We start from the raw sequence: 18476 nt of genomic DNA, 5'->3' as shown, positions 1-18476 counted from the left end.
CGAGATGGCTTTATACAGCCCATACCTTCGAAGCGGAAGGGGGCGGCAGGGGGCCGCCACCGCATCACGAGGGGGCAAGCCCGTCATGGGGAACGGAGACATACGGGTGCGGGGCCTCGCCGCCCGGGCCGGCGGCTGGAGCGCCCGGCACCGATGGGCTGCCGTCGGAATCTGGGTGCTGTTCGTCGTCCTGGCGATGGGGCTCGGTTCGGCAGCGGGCCGGGTCGACGTCAAGGACAGCGACCAGCTGAAGGGCGAGACGCACACCGCCGCGCGGATCATCGAGGACGCCGGGATCGACGAGCCGGCCAGTGAGAACGTTCTGATCCAGGCCAAGGGCGGTGACCTGAAAGCGACGGACGCCGCGTTCCGGGACGCCGTCGACGCCGTCGTGCGGGCGGTCGAGGGGACCGGCCGGGTCACCGAGGTGGCCTCGCCGTACGACACGAAGACGATCTCGAAGGACGGCCGCAGCGCGCTCGTGCAGTTCGACATGCGCGGCGAGTCGGACACCGCCGGCGAGCGGGTCGAGCCGGTGCTGAAGGCCGTCGAGGGCGTCCAGCAGGACCACGAGGCGCTGCGGATCGAGGAGATCGGCGGCGCCAGCATGATGAAGACGTTCGACGACGCGTTCGGCGACGACTTCAAGAAGGCCGAGTACTCCGCGGTGCCGGTGGCCCTGGGCATTCTGCTCATCGCCTTCGGCGCGCTGGTAGCGGCGTTGCTGCCGGTGCTGCTGGCGATCACCGCGATCATGGCGACGATGGGCCTGATGGGCGTCGTCAGCCATGTGATGCCGATGAGCGACACCGCGAACTCCGTGATGCTGCTGGTCGGTCTGGCCGTCGGCGTCGACTACTGCCTGTTCTACCTGCGCCGCGAGCGCGAGGAGCGCGAGGCCGGCCGGGACGCGCAGACGGCCCTCAGGATCGCCGCCGCGACCAGTGGCCGGGCGATCGTCGTCTCGGGTGTCACGGTGTGCGTGGCGATGGCGGGCATGCTGTTCACCGGCCTCGCCGAGTTCGAGGCGATGGGCCTGGCGTCGCTGATGGTGGTGGCCGTGGCGATGGTGGGGTCCGTGACGGTGCTGCCCGCGCTGCTGTCGCTGCTCGGCGAGCGCGTCGAGAAGGGCCGCATCCCGTTCCTGGGCCGGCGCAGGCGGAGCGGCGGCGGTCAGGACAGCCGGTTCTGGACGGCCGTGCTGCGGGGCGTCCTCGCCAGGCCGGTGATCGCGGTGGCGGTCGCGACCGGAGCGCTGCTGGCCATCGCGGCTCCCGCGCTCGGCATGAAGACGCAGCAGCTCACGCTGGACCAGGAGTTCGGCGACTCGCTGCCGATCGTCCAGACCTACAACCGGCTCAACGATGCCTTCCCGGGCGGTTCCGAGCCGGCCGAGGTGGTCGTGAAGGCGGACGACATCAACGCGCCCGAGGTGAAGTCCGCGCTGGCCGACTTCCGTGACCGGGCGATCAGCTCGGGCGCCTCGCGCGGCCCGGTGGAGATCAAGCTGCACGACGCGCGGAACATCGCGTTCGTCTACGTCCCGCTCGTCGGCGGTTCCGATCTGGACAAGGCGGGCGCGAGCCTGGACAAGCTGCGTGACGAGGTGCGACCGGCCACGCTCGGCAAGGTCGACGGGGTCGAGGCTCCCATCACCGGGCAGGTCGCGGGTTCCAAGGACTTCAACGACCAACTGGCGGGCGCCGTCGTCCCGGTGTTCGCGTTCGTCGTGGTCTTCGCCTTCGCGCTGATGCTGCTGTCGTTCCGCTCGCTGACCATCGCCATCACGTCGATCGTGCTGAACCTGCTGTCGGTCGGCGCCGCGTACGGCATCCTCGTCGCCGTCTTCCAGCACGGCTGGGGCGCGTCCCTCGTGGGAGCGGAGGGCGTCGGCGCGATCATCACCTGGCTGCCGCTGTTCCTCTTCGTCATCCTGTTCGGCCTGTCGATGGACTACCACGTGTTCGTGGTCTCCCGGATCCGCGAGGCGCGGCTGCGGGGCCTGGAGACGAAGGACGCGATCCGGCACGGCGTGGTCACCACGGCCGGGGTGGTCACCAGCGCCGCGGTCATCATGGTCGCCGTGTTCGCGATCTTCGGGACGCTGTCCATGCAGTCCATGAAGCAGATGGGCGTCGGCCTCGCGGCCGCGGTGCTCATCGACGCGACGATCATCCGGGGCGTGCTGCTGCCGGCCGTGATGGCGCTGCTCGGCGAGCGCAACTGGTACCTGCCGAAGTGGCTGCACCGGCTGCCGGACCTCACGCACGACGAGACGCCGCAGGCGGTCGCCGGACCGGCGGCACGGGACGACGAGGGCGAGCCCCTCAAGGTCTGATCACCGCGGAGGTGCGAAGGGCCCGTTGGTTGCCGGGGCAACCAACGGGCCCTTCCGTGCGCTCGCGTCAGGTCAGCCGCCGCACCTGGAGCACCCCCTCGTCGCAGCGCACGATCTCCAGCTCCCGGTCCGGGCGGGCGCCCCCGAAGGTGAGCGCGATGTGACGGTCCGACACGAGCCGCCAGCGACCGGGCACGGCGCCGGGGGCGTCCCCGCGTCCCAGCGGGTGGTCGACGAAGGTGCCGTCGGGCGCGAACTCCATGCCGCGGCGCCCGCGCGCCGGCGGGAAGGGGAAGTCGTCCGGCCGGTAGACCCGCACGTCCTCGTGGTCCTCCTCGTAGGAGTGGAGCCACGAGCGGTACAGGCCCGACGGAGGCTCTTGCATGATCCGGCCACCTCACTCGTCCCACGCCGTCCACATTGCCGCTCTTATGACGAAGTGCCTAGAATTATCAGTGTATGGGTTCGGAGGGAACGGGCAACCGACCGCTCCGCCCGGCATCGCCCGGCCCTCGCGGCGCGTGTCAGACGCGCAGTTCCGCAGCCGCGTACGCGGCACACCCCAGTTCCCCCGAGGGGCAAGTCATGTCCGATGCGCAGGCATTCCTTCGCGCCACCTCGCCCGACTACAGCCGCTGGTGCGGCGCCATGGAGGTGCACCGCAGACTCCTCACCCTGAACCCGGAGTACGCCGAGAACCGGGCCCTGATCGAGAACACCGCGTTCGCCTACGAGTCGATGGACCAGGTCACCGCCCGGCAGGGCCTGATCGACATCCCCGTCGTCGTGCACGTCGTGCACAGCACCCCCGAGCAGAACGTGAGCGACGCCCAGATCCACAGTCAGATCGACGTCCTCAACCAGGACTTCAGCGCCAGCAACCCCGACGTGAGCAAGGTGCCCGCGGTCTGGCAGGACCTGGTGGCCGACCCACGCCTGCAGTTCCACCTCGCCCGGACCGACCCGCTGGGCCGCCCCACGGACGGCATCACGCGCACCGAGAGCGCGGTCGACGACTGGGGCACCGACGACCTGGTCAAGTTCAGCCTGAGCGGGGGCCAGGACGCCTGGCCCGCGGACATCTACCTGAACCTCTGGGTCTGCCAGCTGCGCCGCGGGCTGCTGGGCTACGCACAGTTCCCGGGCGGCGCCGCCTCCACGGACGGCGTGGTCGTCACGCACACCGCCCTCGGGACCACCGGCACCGCCACGGCGCCGTTCGACGGCGGCCGCACGGCCGTGCACGAGATCGGGCACTGGCTGAACCTGCGGCACATCTGGGGCGACGACGACGAGGGGTGCAGCGGCAGCGACTTCGTGGCGGACACCCCCAACCAGGCGGGGGCGAACGTCGGTTCGCCCCGCTTCCCCCACGTGACGTGCGGCAACGGACCGGACGGCGACATGTTCATGAACTACATGGACTACACCGACGACGCCGCGATGTTCATGTTCACCAAGGGCCAGTCGGCGCGCATGGACGCCACGCTCGACAACGCCCGCCTGACCCTCGCCCGCCAGGCCGTCGCGGTGTGACGACGGCCTGACGACTAGGGCCTGTCGCGACGGGCGGCCAGTTCGGCCTCGATGAGGTCGGCCGCGCGCTGGGTACCGCCCTCCTGGGCCGTCTGCGTCTGCAGTTCCTTCAGACGGCCTGCGACCTCCGGATCGCCCACCAGGGCGAGGGCCGCCGCGCGCAGGGCCTCGGCGGTCGCCTCCTCCGTGGGGATGCGGCGGGCCACACCGAGGCCCTGGAGCATCTCCGCGTTGCCGAACTGGTCCACGGCCTGCGGCACGGCGATCATCGGCGTCGCGGTGGCCAGGCCCTCCTGGCTGCCGCCGGCGCCGGCGTGCGTCACGAACAGGTCGGCCTGCTTCAGGATGGCCTGCTGCGGCACCCAGGAGTGCACCTCCACGTTCGCCGGGACGTCCGCGAACCCGGCCCGGTCGACGTGCTTGCCGACCGAGAGCACCAGATGCCAGCCGGGCAGGTCGCCGAACGCCTTGACGCATTCCCGGTAGAAGCCGGGCTGCTTGGTGAAGGCGGACCCGAGGGACACGAGCACGACCGTCTCGGCACCGGCCGGCCGCTGCCAGTCGCCCTCGGCGGTGCGGTCGCCCTGGCAGGTGCCGACGAAGGAGTACACGCGCTCGTCGACGCGGTCCGCGTGGGGCTGGAGCGCCTTGGGGAGCAGGACGATCGAACGGTCGGGCCGGCCCACGAAGTCGTCGGGGTGCCGCCTGATCCCGTTCTCCTCCAGCCAGGCATGGAAGCGGGCGTAGTAGGCGCGGCCCCGTTCGGTCTTCTTCGGCTCCTCCCACATGGGCCGGGCGACCTCCTCCTCGTACCCCTCCCAGGCGACCAAGGCCGGCGAGAGGGAGACCGCGGGGACGCCCCAGCGGTGGGCGAGCACGCGGCCCGGGTAGGAGGCGATGTCGTGCAGGACGAGGTCCGGCTCGTCCCCCTCGTACGCCTCGATCAGCTGCGGGAGGGCCTGGATCGCGTCGGCGAGGAACGGCTCCACGGTGTCCAGCAGCGTGCTCCCCCACGCCTCCGGGTCGTCGTCGGGCGAGGGCAGCGTGGAGATCCAGGGCTTCACCTCGGCGCCGGTGGCCGCGACCTTGTCCGCGAACACGGGCGGGATCGCGTAGGTCACCCGGTGGCCGCGCGCCACGAGCTCGCGGATCACCTCCAGACTCGGGTTCACGTGGCCGTGGGCGGCGATGGAGAACATGGCGATGTGGGCGCGACTGGTCATGCGCCGACCGTACGCGAGACGATACGTCTCGTACAACTTGAATCCTCAGCGCTGGTAGCGGGCCAGCACCAGGTTGCCGTCCTCCTCCAGGCGTCGGCGCAGCTCGTGGATGCCGATGGCTCCGCTGTAGTACTCCTGGAGCGCGGGGGTGGCGACCTTGTCCTTCCACTCGGGGTAGCCGCGGACGGACTGGGCCGGGGCCGGGCGCAGGTGCTCGGCGAGGGCCGTGCCGGTGGCCCAGCCGTCCTTCGTCCGGTGCAGGGCGGGGTCCTTCAGGGCCTCGCTGCCGGTGGGCAGCATCCAGTCGCCGAGGGCGAGCCGGACCATGTTCGGTGGCCTGAGGAGGAAGTCGAGGAACTCCGCGGCCTCCTTCTTGTGCGGGCAGTCCTCGGCGATGGAGAGGGTCTGCGGGCTGACGCCCTGGGTGAGTCCGCCCGCGCCTGCCGGGGCGGGCAGCACCTGCCAGTCGAAGCCCTTCGGGGCCTGCTGGACGATCTGCTGACGGTAGGAGAAGCCGAGCGGGACCATCGCGTACCGGCCTGCGAAGAAACCGGGCAGCGTGTCGGAGCCGCCGCTGCCGAGGGTCGTGGGCGAGGCACTGCGGTCGGTGTTCGCCTGCTCGTGGACGGTACGCGGCACCACCTGGTCGGCCGCCTCCAACCGGACCGTCACCTTGCCGTCCGGCCCTCGGTGGAAGAGCTGTCCGCCCGCCGACAGGGAGAGGTTGAGCGTGGCGGAGACGGGTTCCTTCAGCGGCCAGGCGACGCCGTACTTCCCCCGGCCGCTGAGGCGCTCGGTGATCCGGCGGAACTCGGCCCAGCTCCACGGCTTCTCCGGGGTCGGGATCCGTGTGCCGGACTGTCGGAGCCACTTCGCGTTGGCGATCAGCACCCGCGGTTCCTGGAGGAACGGCACCCCGTAGACGCCGTCCCCGAAGGTGGTCGTCTCCCAGCTGCGCCGCGGGATGTCCGACTTCAGCCGCGCGGGCAGCAGGCCGGTGAGATCGGCGAGGTAGCCGCCGTAGGCGAAGTCCGCGAGGTCGTCGGAGGCGTCGTGGATGATGTCGGGCGCCTCGCCGCCCTCGAAGGCGGTGAGCAGCTGGTCGTGGACGCTGTCCCAGGATCCCTGGACGTACTCGACCCGGACGTCCGGGTGGCCGGCGTTCCACTCCTCCACCAGTTCCTTGTTGGCCTCGACCGACTCCTCCTGCCAGGCCAGGGACTGGAAGCGCAGGGTGATCCGGCCGTCGTCGCGGGTGCCGCCCGAGGAGCAGCCGGCGAGCAGCAGCAGGAGGACCAGGGCCAGCAGGCGTGCGCGCATCAGCTCTTCACCGCCCCGGTGAGCATGCCGCCCGTGATCCGCCGCTGGATGACCGCGAAGACGACCAGCGAGGGCAGGGTCGCGAGGAACGCGGCCGCCGCGAGCGGGCCGAGGTCGGCGACGCCCTCGGCGCCGATGAAGTGGGTGAGCACCACGGGAAGGGTCTGTTTCTCCGGTGTCTTGAGGAGCACGAGCGCGAAGAAGAACTCGTTCCACGCGGTGATGAACGCGAACAGCCCGGTCGCCACGATGCCCGGCGCGAGCAGCGGAGCGGTCACCGACACCAGCGTCCGCACCCGGCCCGCCCCGTCGACCGCCGCGGCCTCCTCCAGTTCGGGCGGCACGGCCCGTACGTACCCGGCGAGCATCCACAGCGCGAAGGGCAGCGCCCACACCACGTACACCAGCACCAGCCCCGGCACCGAGTTGATCAGGCGGAGGTTCTTCAGCACCAGGAACAGCGGGATGATCAGCAGCACGAACGGGAACGCCTGGCCGACCACCACCCAGCCCGTCACCGCCTTCGCGAGCCTGGTGCGGCGCCGGGCGACGACGTAGGCCATCGGTGTCGCGATCAGCACGGCGATGACGGCCGCCGCGAGCGCGGCGAGCAGGGAGTTGAGGGCGGCGTGCAGCAGCGGCTGTTCGTCGAAGGCCTGCCGGAAGTTGTCGAGGGTGGGATCCTCCGGGATCCACGTCGGGTGCAGGCTGCCGAGCTCGCGCGGCGGCTTGAACGCGGTGGAGACCAGCCAGAGGAACGGGAAGGCGAGGAAGACGAGATACGCGAGCAGCGCGGTGTACTGGCCGACGCGGGCCGGGCGGCTGGTCCTCACGCGTCGTCACCTCCCCTGAGGCGGCCTGCGAGGAACACGGCCAGGGCGATCGAGATCACGGCCACCATCACGCAGCCCATCGCCGCCGCGTAGCCGAACTGCCCGTACCGGAACGCCTCTTCGTAGGCGAAGAGCATGGGCAACCGGGTCCGGCCGCCCGGGCCGCCGTTGGTCAGCACATAGACCAGGGCGAAGGAGTTGAAGTTCCAGATGAGGTTGAGCGCGGTGATGGCTAGGGCGATGGGCCGGAGGGCGGGCCAGGTGACCGTGCGGAAGCGGCGCCAGGCGCCGGCGCCGTCGACCGCCGCCGCCTCGTGGAGTTCGCGCGGGGTGTTCTGCAGTCCGGCGAGCAGCGCGACCGTCGTCTGGGGCATGCCCGCCCAGACCCCGACGAGGATCACGGCCGGCAGCGCGGTCGCCAGTCCGCTGAGCCAGTCCCGGCCGCTGCCCAGACCGAAGTCGCGCAGGGTCTCGTTGAGGATGCCCGCGTCCGGGTTGTAGACGAGCCGCCACATGATGCCGACGACGACCTCGGGCATGGCCCAGGGGATGATCGCCAGGGCCCTGGCCAGCCAGCGCAGCCGGAGGTCCTGGTTGAGCAGCAGGGCGAGGCCCAGTGCGAGCAGGAACTGCGGCACGGTCACCCCGACCGCCCACACCAGCCCGATCCGGAACGACTCCCAGAACAGCGTGTCGTGCAGCAGGTCCCGGAAGTTGAGGGCGCCGATCCACCGGGTGGGTGCGGTGCGGCCCGACTGGGCGTCGGTGAAGGCCAGCAGGATCCCGTACAGCAGCGGTCCGACACTGAGGACGAGGATCGGGATCAGGGCCGGGAGCACCAGGAACCAGGCGCGGTGGCCGGCGGCTCGCCGGGGCCGGTCCCCGCCGGGTCTGCGGCCGGCCCGCCTCCTCGGTGGCGAAGGTGGTGAAGCCTCGGTCACCGTCGTCACGGAATCAGCCCCTTTGCACGGCTCGGCTGGCCTGGTCATGCTCGTGAAGGCCGTGTGCCTCGTCAAGACACCGCGTACGCCGCCCGACCTGTGCCGATGCGACACTGACCGAGGGATGGCCGGAACCCGACGGTCGAGGCGTGGACGACACGGAGGCGGACGATGGACGAGGCACGGGCGCGGGACGTACTGGCCGCGGCGGGGGTGCTGCCCGGTGCGGCCGGGGAGGCGCGACTGCTCGCCCTGGGCGAGAACGCGGTGTTCGCCGCCGGTGATCTGGTCGTCAAGGTCGGCCGTGACGCCGAACTCCTCGACCGGGCGCGCCGTGAACTGGACATCGCGGTGTGGCTCGCCGAGGCGGGCGTGCCGACGGTGCGGGCGGCCGAGCCGAAGGCGCTGCTGGTCGACGGGCACCCGGTGACGGTGTGGCATCGGCTGCCGGATGCCGTACGGCCCGCCGAGCCGCGGGATTTGGCCGAACTGCTACGGGTCGTGCATGCCACGCCCCTTCCTCCCTTCGCGCTCCCGGCCCGCGATCTGCTGGGTGGCGTGGAGCGGTGGCTGCGGCTCGCGGGGGACGCGATCGATCCCGCGGACGCGGCGTATCTGCGCGAGCGGCGGGACGGATTCGCTTCCGAAGCCGCCGCGCTCACGCCGCATCTGCCGCCGGGGCCGATCCACGGCGACGCGCTGCCCCGCAATGTGCATGTCGGCCCGGACGGGCCGGTTCTGGTCGACCTGGAGACGGTCTCCACCGACCTGCGCGAGCACGATCTCGTGGTGATGGCGCTGTCCCATGACCGGTACGGGCTCGCGGACGAGGCGTACGCGTCCTTCACCGAGGCGTACGGGTGGGATGTCCGGGAGTGGGACGGGTGCTCGGTGTTGCGCGGCGCCCGGGAGACGGCCAGTTGTGCCTGGGTGGCCCAGCACGCACCGAGCAATCCGAAGGCGCTGGCCGAGTTCGAGCGGCGGGTGGCGTCTTTGCGGGAGGCCGACGAGACAGTGCGGTGGTATCCGTTCTGACGGGCCCCGCGGCTTACGCGTCCGCCAACTCCCTCAGCGGCCACGCCCCGTCCACCGAAGCCGTCGCGTCGCCCTTGCCGCGCAGGAAGCTCTGGAAGTCCGCCGCCCACTGCGCGTACCACTCGATCTGGCGGTGGTGCAGGGCCGCCGGGCCGAGGGTGGCGATCTTGGGGTGGCGCTCGGCTATCGCGCCGGCCAGGCGGGCCGCTGCCAGGGCGTCGGCCATGGCGTCGTGGGCGGCGTCGAGGACGACGCCGTACTCGGCGCAGACCGCTTCGAGGTTGCGTTTGCCGCGGCGGTAGCGGTCGACCCAGCGGTCGATGGTGTACGGGTCGATGACCGGGGCCGGGTCCACGCCGCCCAGGCGGTCGCGCAGGGACGGCAGGCCGTGGCGCCGCAACTCGGCGGAGAGCAGGGTGAGGTCGAAGGTCGCGTTGTAGGCGACGACCGGTACGCCCGTCTTCCAGTAGGAGGTGAGGACGTCGGCCAGCGCGTCCGCCACCTGGTCGGCCGGCCGGCCTTCGGCCGCCGCCCGCTCGTTGCTGATGCCGTGCACCGCCACCGCGTCCTCGGGGATCGGCACTCCCGGGTCGGCCAGCCACTCCCGGCGCCCTATCGGCACCCCGCCCCTGACCTCGATCACGGCGCCCGTGACGATGCGCGCCTCGCGCGGATCCGTGCCCGTCGTCTCCAGGTCGAAGCCGACCAGCAGCTCCTGGTGCCAGCCCATGGGCCGTCCCCCTTCTTGTGGTGCGTTCCCCCAGTGGTCTCCACCTTCCCACGCACCACTGACAATCAGAGGACCGCGTTCCGCTCGCCCGGACCGCGGGCCGGAGAACCACCGTGCACCGGGGCACAGTTCATGACACCGGCCGCGAATCCGCCCACATCACCTCGAACTCCTCGCGATAGGTGGGGAAGAGGCCGCTTTCGTCCGTCTCGCCCGACTTGACCACCTTGCCGCCGTTGCGCAGCACGAACACCGGTGCCTCCATGCCCCGGGTGCGGCGCAGATAGCTCTGCACGACCGCGATGCCGTCCGCGCCGTCGCCGTCCACGAGATACGCCGTGAAACGGGGCGTCTCGTCGAAGACCTGGATCTCGAAGGCGCCGGGGTCGCGCAGCCGGGCGCGCACCCGGCGCATGTGCAGGATGTTCATCTCGACGGCCCGGCTGAGCTCGCCGCGCTTGATGCCGAGTTCACGCTCGCGGCGCTTGACCGCGCTGGAGGCCGGGTTGAGGAACAGCAGCCGCACCCGGCAGCCGGATTCGGCCAGCCGCACCAGCCGCCGGCCGGAGAAGTTCTGCACGAGCAGGTTGAGGCCGATGCCGATGGCGTCGAGACGGCGGGCGCCGCCGAAGATGTCCTCGGCCGGGAACTGCCGCATCAGCCGCACCCGGTCCGGGTGGACGGCGACCACGTCGGCGTACCGGTCCCCGACCAGGTCCTCGACCGCGTCGATCGGCAGCCGCCGCGCCGAGGGCACGTCCCCGCCCGCGCCGAGCATCTCCAGGAGCCGGGCCGAGGCCCGCTCGGCCTGGTTCAGCACGGCCTCGGACAGGGCCCGGTTGCGGGAGACGACGTTCCGGGTGACCTCCAGCTCGTCCAGGGCGAGCTCGACGTCCCGGCGGTCGTCGAAGTACGGCTCGAAGCAGGGCCAGTGCTGCACCATCAGCTCGCGCAGCTGCGGCAGGGTGAGGAAGGAGAGCACGTTGTCGTCGGCCGGGTCGAGCAGATAGCCCTTGCGGCGGCTGACCTCGCGTACGGCGACCGCGCGCTGCACCCATTCCTGGCCGGCCGGTCCGGCGGCGGCCACCACCCAGTCCTCGCCGTGGACGGGTTCGTAGACGGGCCGCAGCACGGCGGCGACCACCGCGCGCAGCCGCTGTTCGACGAGGTTCAGCCAGATGTAGGCCCGGCCGGCCCGCTGGGCGCGGGTGCGCACCTCGCGCCAGGCGTCGGCGTCCCAGTCCAGTTCCGGCCCGATCGAGCCCGTGGCGTCCATCGGCCGCGCCAGGGACACGGCACCGGTCGGGACGTCAGTGGAGTTCCCCTCGTGACCCTCGCCACCAGGGGGCAGCTCCAGCCCTCCCGAGCCCACCCGCGCACCGCCTTCCGCTCCCCCGAGCACTCCCCAGGGGACTGGCCCCTCCAACGATCAAGGAAGGGTACTCCGGGAGCGGTCGGCGGTGCAGCCGGATGGGCAGGGTAGTTCTCAACTGCGGGGCCGCCAGTGCCCGTTCTGCCAGCCGAGCTCGGCCGGAGTGAGCGGATTCATAGCGGTGACGTCGCGCGGGGCGATGGAGAACCCCTGCCAGTGGACGGGCATCGGCTGCTGGTCCTCGTCCCGGGCTATGTGGTGGAAGCCGATGTTCATCCAGACCACCGGGTGGGTCAGGGCCTGTCCGTTCACCCACTTGTCGACGGATTTCCCGGCTCCGGCCCCGCAGTTGCCGGGGTTGTTGCTGGCGAACAGTTCGCACTTGTTGTACTGCGTGACGTACAGGTCCCGCTTGGTGAAGCTGCGTCCCGGGTACTTGGTCGTGGGCCCGGGGACGATCTCGTAGGAGCGCGCGTGTCCGTCCTTGTTCTTGCCGGTCGCGCTGACCATGCGCCACCAGCGGTAGTTCTTGCTGTCTCCGGCCAGTTCCTTGCTCACCTTGGTGCGGGTCGTCTTCGTGGTGGGGGCGCGCTGCCCCCTGGTGGGCGCGGTGACGGTGGAGTCGTACTGCTCGATGCCGTTCTTCGTGGAACCGTCCAGGGCGAAGTCGAGCCGCCAGAAGGCGTTGTGGCTGTGGCTGGTGGCCTTGGCGCTCGCGCCCTTGCCGATGGGCCAGCCGCGGCCGTCGCCGGCGTCGTAGTCGTCCCAGGACAGGCTGCCGGTGGCGCCGACGTTCATGGTGATCGTGCCGTCGTCCTGGAAACGCCACTCGGTCATGTACTCGTACCAGCCGACCTGGTTCACCGTGTAGACGAGGAGGTCCTTGCCCTGGGCCTGGAAGACCTTGTTCGCGGTGTCGCCCTGCATGCGGTAGGCGTGGCCGCGGGAGCGGGTGGTGGTGCACAGGCCCTTGACGTTCGGGTCCTCGTTCCAGGAGTCCGGGACCTTGACGGTCTTGATGGCGCCGCCGGGGCACTCGCTCGGCGCCAGGTTCATCAGGCCCTGGGCGAAGTCGAAGCCGGTGAGGTCGTCGTACTCGACCGAGCCGTCGTCGTAGGGGACGTGGATCTGGCCGAGCCGGGCGCTGTTGAGGACCCTGATCGGTTTGGGCTCGCCCTTGGGCTGGTACGAGATCTTCTCCAGCACGAGGCCGGCCTTGCCGTCGTAGCGCCAGCACATCCGCCAGGTGGTGCCGGAGGAGAGCTTCTGCTCGATGCGGTAGGCGGCGCTGCAGTCGGCGGCCGGTGCCGCGGGGGCGGCCTTCGGCTGGGCGATGGCCGGTCCCGCGCCGGCCGTGGCGCCCGCGGCCAGCGCGGCCACGGTCAGGCCCACGGCCGCCCGGGTGCGGGCCTTGGTGTTGCTGTTCACGCGCATGACGAGATGACTCCCTGACGAGGAGGAGCGAGGTGGACGGGTGAGTGAAGAGGGTGGGTCAGCGGCCGAGCCGGGCGACCTTGCGGGCGCTCAGGTCGATGACCAGCGACCTGGCGTCGACCCACGGACCGTTCTTGATCTTCGGGAACAGCCGGACGCAGCGGTGCTCTCCGCACCGGTCGAGCTCGGCGGGCTGGGCGCCCGGCGCGGCCCGGTAGACGGCGCCGCTGAGCTGGAGCTGGTCCGCGGAGGTGAGTGCCTTGCCGGTGGCGTCCTTGTAGTCGGCCTTGAGGTCCGCGCCCAGCGGGTCGGCGATCAGGAGTGCCGCCGCCTCGGCCTTCTCGGCGCGGCTGAGCGGCGGCTGGACGCCGTGCTGGGTGCCGGTGCTCACCACCTTGCCGGTGCCGAGGTCGACGGTCCGGGTGACGAGGGTGTCGTCCCGGTAGTCGTAGAACGTCACGTCGGCGCGCCGGGGCGCGTCCGGCTTGCCGACCTCGTCGGCCTCGGGTTCGGCGAGGTCCACGCCGAGGGGCTGCGGGCCGCGGTCCCCGTCGACGCTCTCGCTGCTCTGGAACAGCTGCCGGCTGAGGGCGATCTTCTCGACCCGCTTCAGCTCGTCGTCGGTCAGCGGATCGCGGCCCTCGCCCTTCTGTCCTTCGGCCGGTGCCTCCTCCACGACCCCCGGCGCCACGGCCCGGCCCCCGCTCGCCGGGCCCCCGCTCGCCGGGCCGCCGGTCGCCTGCGGCACGGACTGCCCCGCGCGGGTCCCCGTGTCGTCCGCCCCCGCCGTGCCCGGCAGGGTGATCCCGATCATCACGGCGGTCCCGGCCACCGCGATGGCCGTACCCGCCACCACCTTGCCCAGGTGGCGGTGCACTATGTTGCGCACGTCTTCCCCCTACTCCCCCAACAGCCCCGGGAGTATGTGTTTGCCCCAAACGGTTCGGCATACCGCGTATGCACTGGTCACTCGGTAAGAGGGAGATAAGTCATAGGAGGTTCCCTCACTTTCGGGGAGACTCGGGACCAAGGCGTCCCCACCGGCGCCGCACACCTGAAAGAGTCGTATTCATGCAGGTCTGGCCTGGCGAGGCGTATCCACTCGGTGCCACGTACGACGGCGCCGGTACCAATTTCGCGGTCTTCACGGAGGCCGCGGACCGAGTAGAGCTGTGTCTGCTGCACGACGACGGCTCGGAGACGGCGGTCGAGCTCCGGGAGAGCGATGCGTTCGTGCGGCACGCGTATGTGCCGGGCATCATGCCGGGACAGCGGTACGGGTTCCGGGTGCACGGCCCGTACGCCCCGGAGCGCGGACTGCGCTGCAACTCCGCGAAACTGCTGCTCGACCCGTACGCGCGTGCGATCAGCGGTTCGATCCAATGGGGCGAGGAGGTCTACGGCTACCACTTCGACGATCCCGACCGGCGCAACGATCTCGACTCGGCGCCGCACACGATGACGTCGGTCGTGGTCAACCCCTACTTCGACTGGGGCGACGACCGGCGCCCGCGCACGCAGTACCACCACACGGTGATCTACGAGGCCCACGTCAAGGGCCTCACCATGCGCCACCCCGGCCTCCCGGAGGAGCTGCGCGGCACCTACGCGGCCCTCGCGCACCCGGCGATCATCGAGCACCTCACCGAGCTCGGGGTCACCGCCCTGGAGCTGATGCCCGTACACCAGTTCGTGAACGACCACCGCCTGGTCGACATGGGCCTGAACAACTACTGGGGCTACAACACCATCGGCTTCTTCGCCCCGCACAACGCCTACGCGTCCTGGGGCGACCGGGGCCAGCAGGTGCTGGAGTTCAAGTCGGCGGTCAAGGCGCTGCACGAGGCCGGGATCGAGGTGATCCTCGACGTGGTCTACAACCACACCGCCGAGGGCAACCACATGGGCCCGACGCTGTCCTTCAAGGGCCTGGACAACTCGCGCTACTACCGGCTGACGGACGACCCCCGCTACTACATGGACACGACAGGGACCGGGAACTCCCTGCTCATGCGGTCCCCGCACGTGCTCCAGCTGATCATGGACTCGCTGCGGTACTGGGTCACGGACATGCACGTCGACGGGTTCCGCTTCGACCTGGCGGCGACACTGGCCCGGCAGTTCCACGAGGTGGACCGGCTGTCGTCGTTCTTCGACCTGGTGCAGCAGGACCCGGTGGTCTCGCAGGTGAAGCTGATCGCCGAGCCGTGGGACGTGGGCGAGGGCGGCTACCAGGTGGGCAACTTCCCGCCGCTGTGGACCGAGTGGAACGGCAAGTACCGGGACACCGTGCGCGACCTGTGGCGGGGCGAGCAGCGCACCCTCGCGGAGTTCGCCTCGCGGCTGACCGGCTCGTCCGACCTGTACCAGGACGACGGGCGCCGCCCGCTGGCCTCGATCAACTTCGTGACCTGCCACGACGGCTTCCCCCTGCACGACCTGGTGGCCTACAACGACAAGCACAACGAGGCCAACGGCGAGGACAACCGGGACGGCGAGAGCCACAACCGGTCCTGGAACTGCGGGGTCGAGGGCGAGACCGACGACCCGGACGTGCTGCGGCTGCGGGCCCGGCAGATGCGGAACTTCATCGCGACGCTGATGCTGTCCCAGGGCGTGCCCATGATCAGCCACGGCGACGAGTTCGCCCGCACCCAGCGCGGCAACAACAACGCCTACTGCCAGGACAACGAGCTGGCCTGGGTCGACTGGCCGGAGGAGGACGAGGACCCGGAGGGCGGGCCGAGCCGGGAGCTGCTGGCCTTCACGCGCGCGATGGTGTGGCTGCGCCGCAACCACCCGGTCTTCCGCCGGCGGCGCTTCTTCCACGGGCGGCCCGTGGAGGGCACGCACGACGACCTGTCCGACATCGCCTGGTTCACCCCGGACGGCCGGGAGATGACCCAGCGGGACTGGGACTCGGCGCAGGCGTCGGCGCTGACGGTGTTCCTCAACGGCAACGCGATCTCCGAGCCGGGCGCGCGCGGGGAGCGCATCACCGACGACTCGTTCCTGCTGATGTTCAACGCCTCGCCGAAGCCGCTGGACTTCGTCATCCCGGTCAATCACGGGCGGCAGTGGGAGGTCGTGGTCGACACGGCCCTCCCGGACGGTGTGCCCTCGGACACCGGCCCGAAGGTGCAGGCCGGGGACCGGCTGACCCTGACGGACCGGAGCATGACGGTGCTCCAGCGGCCCGTGTAGCGGCCCCGGCGGCCCGCGGGGCCGTCCGTGGGGTGACCGCCGTCGCGTCGTCCGGAAAGAGCCACTCGTCCGGGCGACGCGCGGCGCACCTGGCGCGGGTGATGACACGAACGGCGGCGGGGCGGGTACGTACGTCTGCATGACACCTGAGCGACTTGACCCGGTGGTGCCCACGGCCACGTACCGGCTGCAGCTGCAGCCCGAGTTCCCCTTCGGAGCAGCCGCGGCCGTCGTGCCGTACCTGGCCTCGCTCGGCGTCTCGCACCTGCACCTGTCCCCCGTCCTGGAGGCGGTGCCGGGCTCGACGCACGGCTACGACGTCGTCGACCACGCACGCGTGCGTGAGGAGCTGGGCGGCGAGGAGGGGCTGCGGGCGCTGGCGCGCACCGCGCGCGAGCACGGGCTCGGCCTGGTGGTGGACATCGTCCCGAACCACATGGCCATGGCCCCGCGCCACAACCGCGCCCTGTGGGAGGTGTTGCGTGAGGGCCCGAAGTCGCCGTACGCGCGGTGGTTCGACATCGACTGGGAGGCGCAGGACGGCCAGGTGCTGCTGCCGGTCCTCGGCGGGCCGCTGGGCGAGGTGCTCGACGAGCTGCGCGTCGACGGTGACGTGCTGCGCTACTACGACCACGTCCTCCCGCTGCGCGAGGGCACCGAGGACCTGCCGCTGCCGCATCTGCTGGACGCGCAGTGGTACCGCCCGGTGTGGTGGCGGCTGGCCCGGACCGAGCTCAACTACCGGCGGTTCTTCAGCATCTCGGAGCTCATCGGGGTACGGGTGGAGGACCCGGAGGTGTTCGAGGCCACCCACGACAAGATCCTCAAGCTGCTGCACGAGGGCGTGATCGACGGGCTGCGCATCGACCACCCCGACGGGCTCGCCGACCCCGACGGCTACCTCCGGCGGCTGCACGAGGCGACCGAGGGCCGCTGGACGGTCGTGGAGAAGATCCTGGCCGACGGTGAGCACCTGCCCGCGTCCTGGCCCGTCGCCGGGACCACCGGCTACGACGCCCTGCGGCACGTGGACGGGGTCTTCACGGACCCGGCCGGGTTCGGGGACCTGCTGGGGCAGTACCGGCGCTTCGCGGCCCCCCAGACGGACCGGGGCGGGCAGTGGGAGGCGACCGTGCGGCGGGCGGCGTACAAGGTGCTCACCCACGAGCTGGCCACCGAGACGGACCGGCTGACCCGGGTGGCGAGCCGGCTGTGCGCGAGCGCCCCGGAGCCGGCCCTGCGCGACCGAGCCCCCTGGGCGCTGCGCACGGCGCTCCAGGAGCTTCTCGTACGCATGGAGGTCTACCGGCCCTACGAGTCCGCCGACGCGGCGTCCGTGGTCACCGAGGAGGCCGCCGCGGAGGCCCGGCACGCCTTCGCCGTGCCCGAGGAGGCCGGTGCGGTGGACGTCGTACGGGACCTGGTGCTGGGGCGGTACGGCGACGGGCCCGCGCAGCTGGAGTTCCGGACGCGGTTCGGGCAGACCGCGTCGGCGCTGCGGGCCAAGTCCGTGGAGGACACCGCGTTCTACCGGTACGTGCCGCTGCTGTCGGCGACCGAGGTGGGCGGGAATCCGGGCGCTCCCGCGCTGTCGCCGGAGGAGTTCCACGCGTACTGCGCGCGCGTGCAGCGCGACTGGCCGGTGACCGGCACGGTCGCCAGCACGCACGACACCAAGCGCAGTGCGGACGTCCGGGCGGCCCTGCACGTGCTCACCGAATGCCCGGACCGCTGGGCGGACGTGCTCGCCGAGGTGACCCGTACCGGGGAGGGGGTGCCGGACGCGCAACTGGCGTGGGCCGCCTGGCAGACGGTGTTCGGGCTGGGACCGTCCCCGGGGGTGCGGGAGCGGGTGCAGGGGGCGCTGCTGAAGCATGTGCGTGAGGCGGGCCTGTACACGAGCTGGACCGAGCAGGAGCCGCCCTACGAGGAGGCGGTGGAGCGGTTCGTGGCGGCCGGGCCGTGCGGGGCGCCGGGCGAGCGGGTCGCCGCGTTCCGGGAGTCGCTGGCGCCGCACATCCGGGCCAACGTGCTGGGCACGGCCCTGGTGCAGCTGACGATGCCGGGCGTCCCGGACGTCTACCAGGGCACGGAGGCCGAGTACCGGGCCCTGGTCGACCCGGACAACCGGCGGGCGGTGGACTTCCCGCCCGCGGAGTCCGGCGGCACGTCGGCGGAGAAGTCGGCGGTGACGCGGGCGGCGCTGGGGCTGCGGGCCCGGCGTCCCGGCGCCTTCGGCGACACGGCGACGTACATGGCGCTGCCGGCCGAGGGACCGGCGGCGGCGCACTGCCTGGCGTTCGTCCGCTCCGGTGAGGTGCTGACGGCCGTGACCCGCCTGTCCCTGCGGCTCGCGGAGGCGGGCGGCTGGCAGGACACCCGGCTGCCGCTGCCGCCGGGCCGCTGGGCGGACGTGCTGGAGCCCGGGCGCGAGTTCACGGGGCACGCGCGCGTGGAGGAGCTGTTCTCGGGGGTGCCGGTGGCGTTGCTGGAGAGGGTGGGCGACTGAG

The 18476-nt window shown here is 71.5% G+C and carries 14 protein-coding genes; 5 read left to right on the top strand and 9 right to left on the bottom strand.

Annotated features, from left to right (window positions below):
- Window positions 1–85 precede the first annotated feature (85 nt).
- Window positions 86–2338: an MMPL family transporter gene (locus AB0G20_RS23835; RefSeq protein WP_361305682.1), complete on the top strand. Its 2253-nt coding sequence runs from the start codon at window positions 86–88 to the stop codon at window positions 2336–2338.
- A gap of 67 nt (window positions 2339–2405) precedes the next feature.
- On the opposite strand, the gene AB0G20_RS23830 is transcribed toward AB0G20_RS23835, so the two are convergent.
- Window positions 2406–2723, bottom strand: coding sequence for a hypothetical protein (locus AB0G20_RS23830; RefSeq protein ID WP_361305680.1), 318 nt, complete (start codon window positions 2721–2723; stop codon window positions 2406–2408).
- Window positions 2724–2923: 200 nt separating this feature from the next.
- Between AB0G20_RS23830 and AB0G20_RS23825 the strand changes: the two genes are divergently transcribed.
- The gene (locus AB0G20_RS23825; RefSeq protein ID WP_361305678.1) at window positions 2924–3874 is read left to right on the top strand and encodes a zinc metalloprotease; all 951 of its coding nucleotides are present in this window, start codon (window positions 2924–2926) and stop codon (window positions 3872–3874) included.
- 14 nt (window positions 3875–3888) lie between these two features.
- On the opposite strand, the gene mgt is transcribed toward AB0G20_RS23825, so the two are convergent.
- From mgt to AB0G20_RS23805, 4 genes are read right to left on the bottom strand one after another with little or no spacing between them, the layout of a single operon-like run.
- The gene (mgt, locus tag AB0G20_RS23820; protein WP_361305676.1) at window positions 3889–5097 is read right to left on the bottom strand and encodes a macrolide-inactivating glycosyltransferase; all 1209 of its coding nucleotides are present in this window, start codon (window positions 5095–5097) and stop codon (window positions 3889–3891) included.
- A gap of 45 nt (window positions 5098–5142) precedes the next feature.
- Window positions 5143–6417, bottom strand: coding sequence for a sugar ABC transporter substrate-binding protein (locus AB0G20_RS23815; protein ID WP_361305674.1), 1275 nt, complete (start codon window positions 6415–6417; stop codon window positions 5143–5145).
- Window positions 6417–7250 (bottom strand): carbohydrate ABC transporter permease, encoded by an 834-nt coding sequence (locus AB0G20_RS23810; protein ID WP_361305672.1) that lies wholly within the window; start codon window positions 7248–7250, stop codon window positions 6417–6419. The genes AB0G20_RS23815 and AB0G20_RS23810 overlap by 1 nt, the downstream gene beginning before the upstream one ends.
- Window positions 7247–8191 carry a sugar ABC transporter permease gene (locus AB0G20_RS23805; RefSeq protein ID WP_361305846.1) on the bottom strand — a complete coding sequence of 315 codons (945 nt, stop codon included), beginning with the start codon at window positions 8189–8191 and terminating at the stop codon, window positions 7247–7249. Before AB0G20_RS23805 ends, AB0G20_RS23810 begins: the two co-directional genes overlap by 4 nt.
- Before the next feature lie 171 nt (window positions 8192–8362).
- Here AB0G20_RS23805 and AB0G20_RS23800 point away from each other — a divergent pair, with 171 nt between their 5' ends.
- Complete coding sequence (locus tag AB0G20_RS23800; protein WP_361305670.1) at window positions 8363–9226, top strand: aminoglycoside phosphotransferase family protein; 864 nt, start codon at window positions 8363–8365, stop codon at window positions 9224–9226.
- A gap of 13 nt (window positions 9227–9239) precedes the next feature.
- Here AB0G20_RS23800 and AB0G20_RS23795 read toward each other — a convergent pair whose 3' ends face one another.
- The 4 genes from AB0G20_RS23795 to AB0G20_RS23780 all read right to left on the bottom strand — a co-directional run bounded on the left by AB0G20_RS23795 (window position 9240) and on the right by AB0G20_RS23780 (window position 13651).
- Window positions 9240–9956 carry a 3'-5' exonuclease gene (locus AB0G20_RS23795; RefSeq protein ID WP_361305668.1) on the bottom strand — a complete coding sequence of 239 codons (717 nt, stop codon included), beginning with the start codon at window positions 9954–9956 and terminating at the stop codon, window positions 9240–9242.
- A 130-nt stretch (window positions 9957–10086) separates the two neighbouring features.
- Window positions 10087–11328, bottom strand: a complete 1242-nt coding sequence (locus tag AB0G20_RS23790; RefSeq protein WP_361305666.1) for an SAV2148 family HEPN domain-containing protein — start codon at window positions 11326–11328, stop codon at window positions 10087–10089.
- Window positions 11329–11442: 114 nt separating this feature from the next.
- The gene (locus tag AB0G20_RS23785) at window positions 11443–12762 is read right to left on the bottom strand and encodes a copper amine oxidase (RefSeq protein ID WP_361305664.1); all 1320 of its coding nucleotides are present in this window, start codon (window positions 12760–12762) and stop codon (window positions 11443–11445) included.
- Between the two features lie 58 nt (window positions 12763–12820).
- The gene (locus AB0G20_RS23780) at window positions 12821–13651 is read right to left on the bottom strand and encodes a Tat pathway signal sequence domain protein (RefSeq protein WP_361305662.1); all 831 of its coding nucleotides are present in this window, start codon (window positions 13649–13651) and stop codon (window positions 12821–12823) included.
- A gap of 182 nt (window positions 13652–13833) precedes the next feature.
- On the opposite strand from AB0G20_RS23780, the gene glgX reads away from it, so the two are divergent.
- Together glgX and treY are read left to right on the top strand one after the other, a co-directional pair.
- Entirely contained in the window at window positions 13834–15966 is a 2133-nt protein-coding gene (glgX, locus tag AB0G20_RS23775; RefSeq protein WP_361305660.1) for a glycogen debranching protein GlgX, read from the top strand.
- A 139-nt stretch (window positions 15967–16105) separates the two neighbouring features.
- Window positions 16106–18475 carry a malto-oligosyltrehalose synthase gene (gene treY / locus AB0G20_RS23770; protein ID WP_361305658.1) on the top strand — a complete coding sequence of 790 codons (2370 nt, stop codon included), beginning with the start codon at window positions 16106–16108 and terminating at the stop codon, window positions 18473–18475.
- Window position 18476 lies beyond the last annotated feature (1 nt).

The sequence above is a fragment of the Streptomyces sp. NPDC024017 genome (assembly GCF_040638895.1).
Classification (GTDB): Bacteria; Actinomycetota; Actinomycetes; order Streptomycetales; family Streptomycetaceae; genus Streptomyces.
Note: the sequence above shows the minus strand (reverse complement) of the source record. Positions and strands in the feature narration are given on the sequence as shown.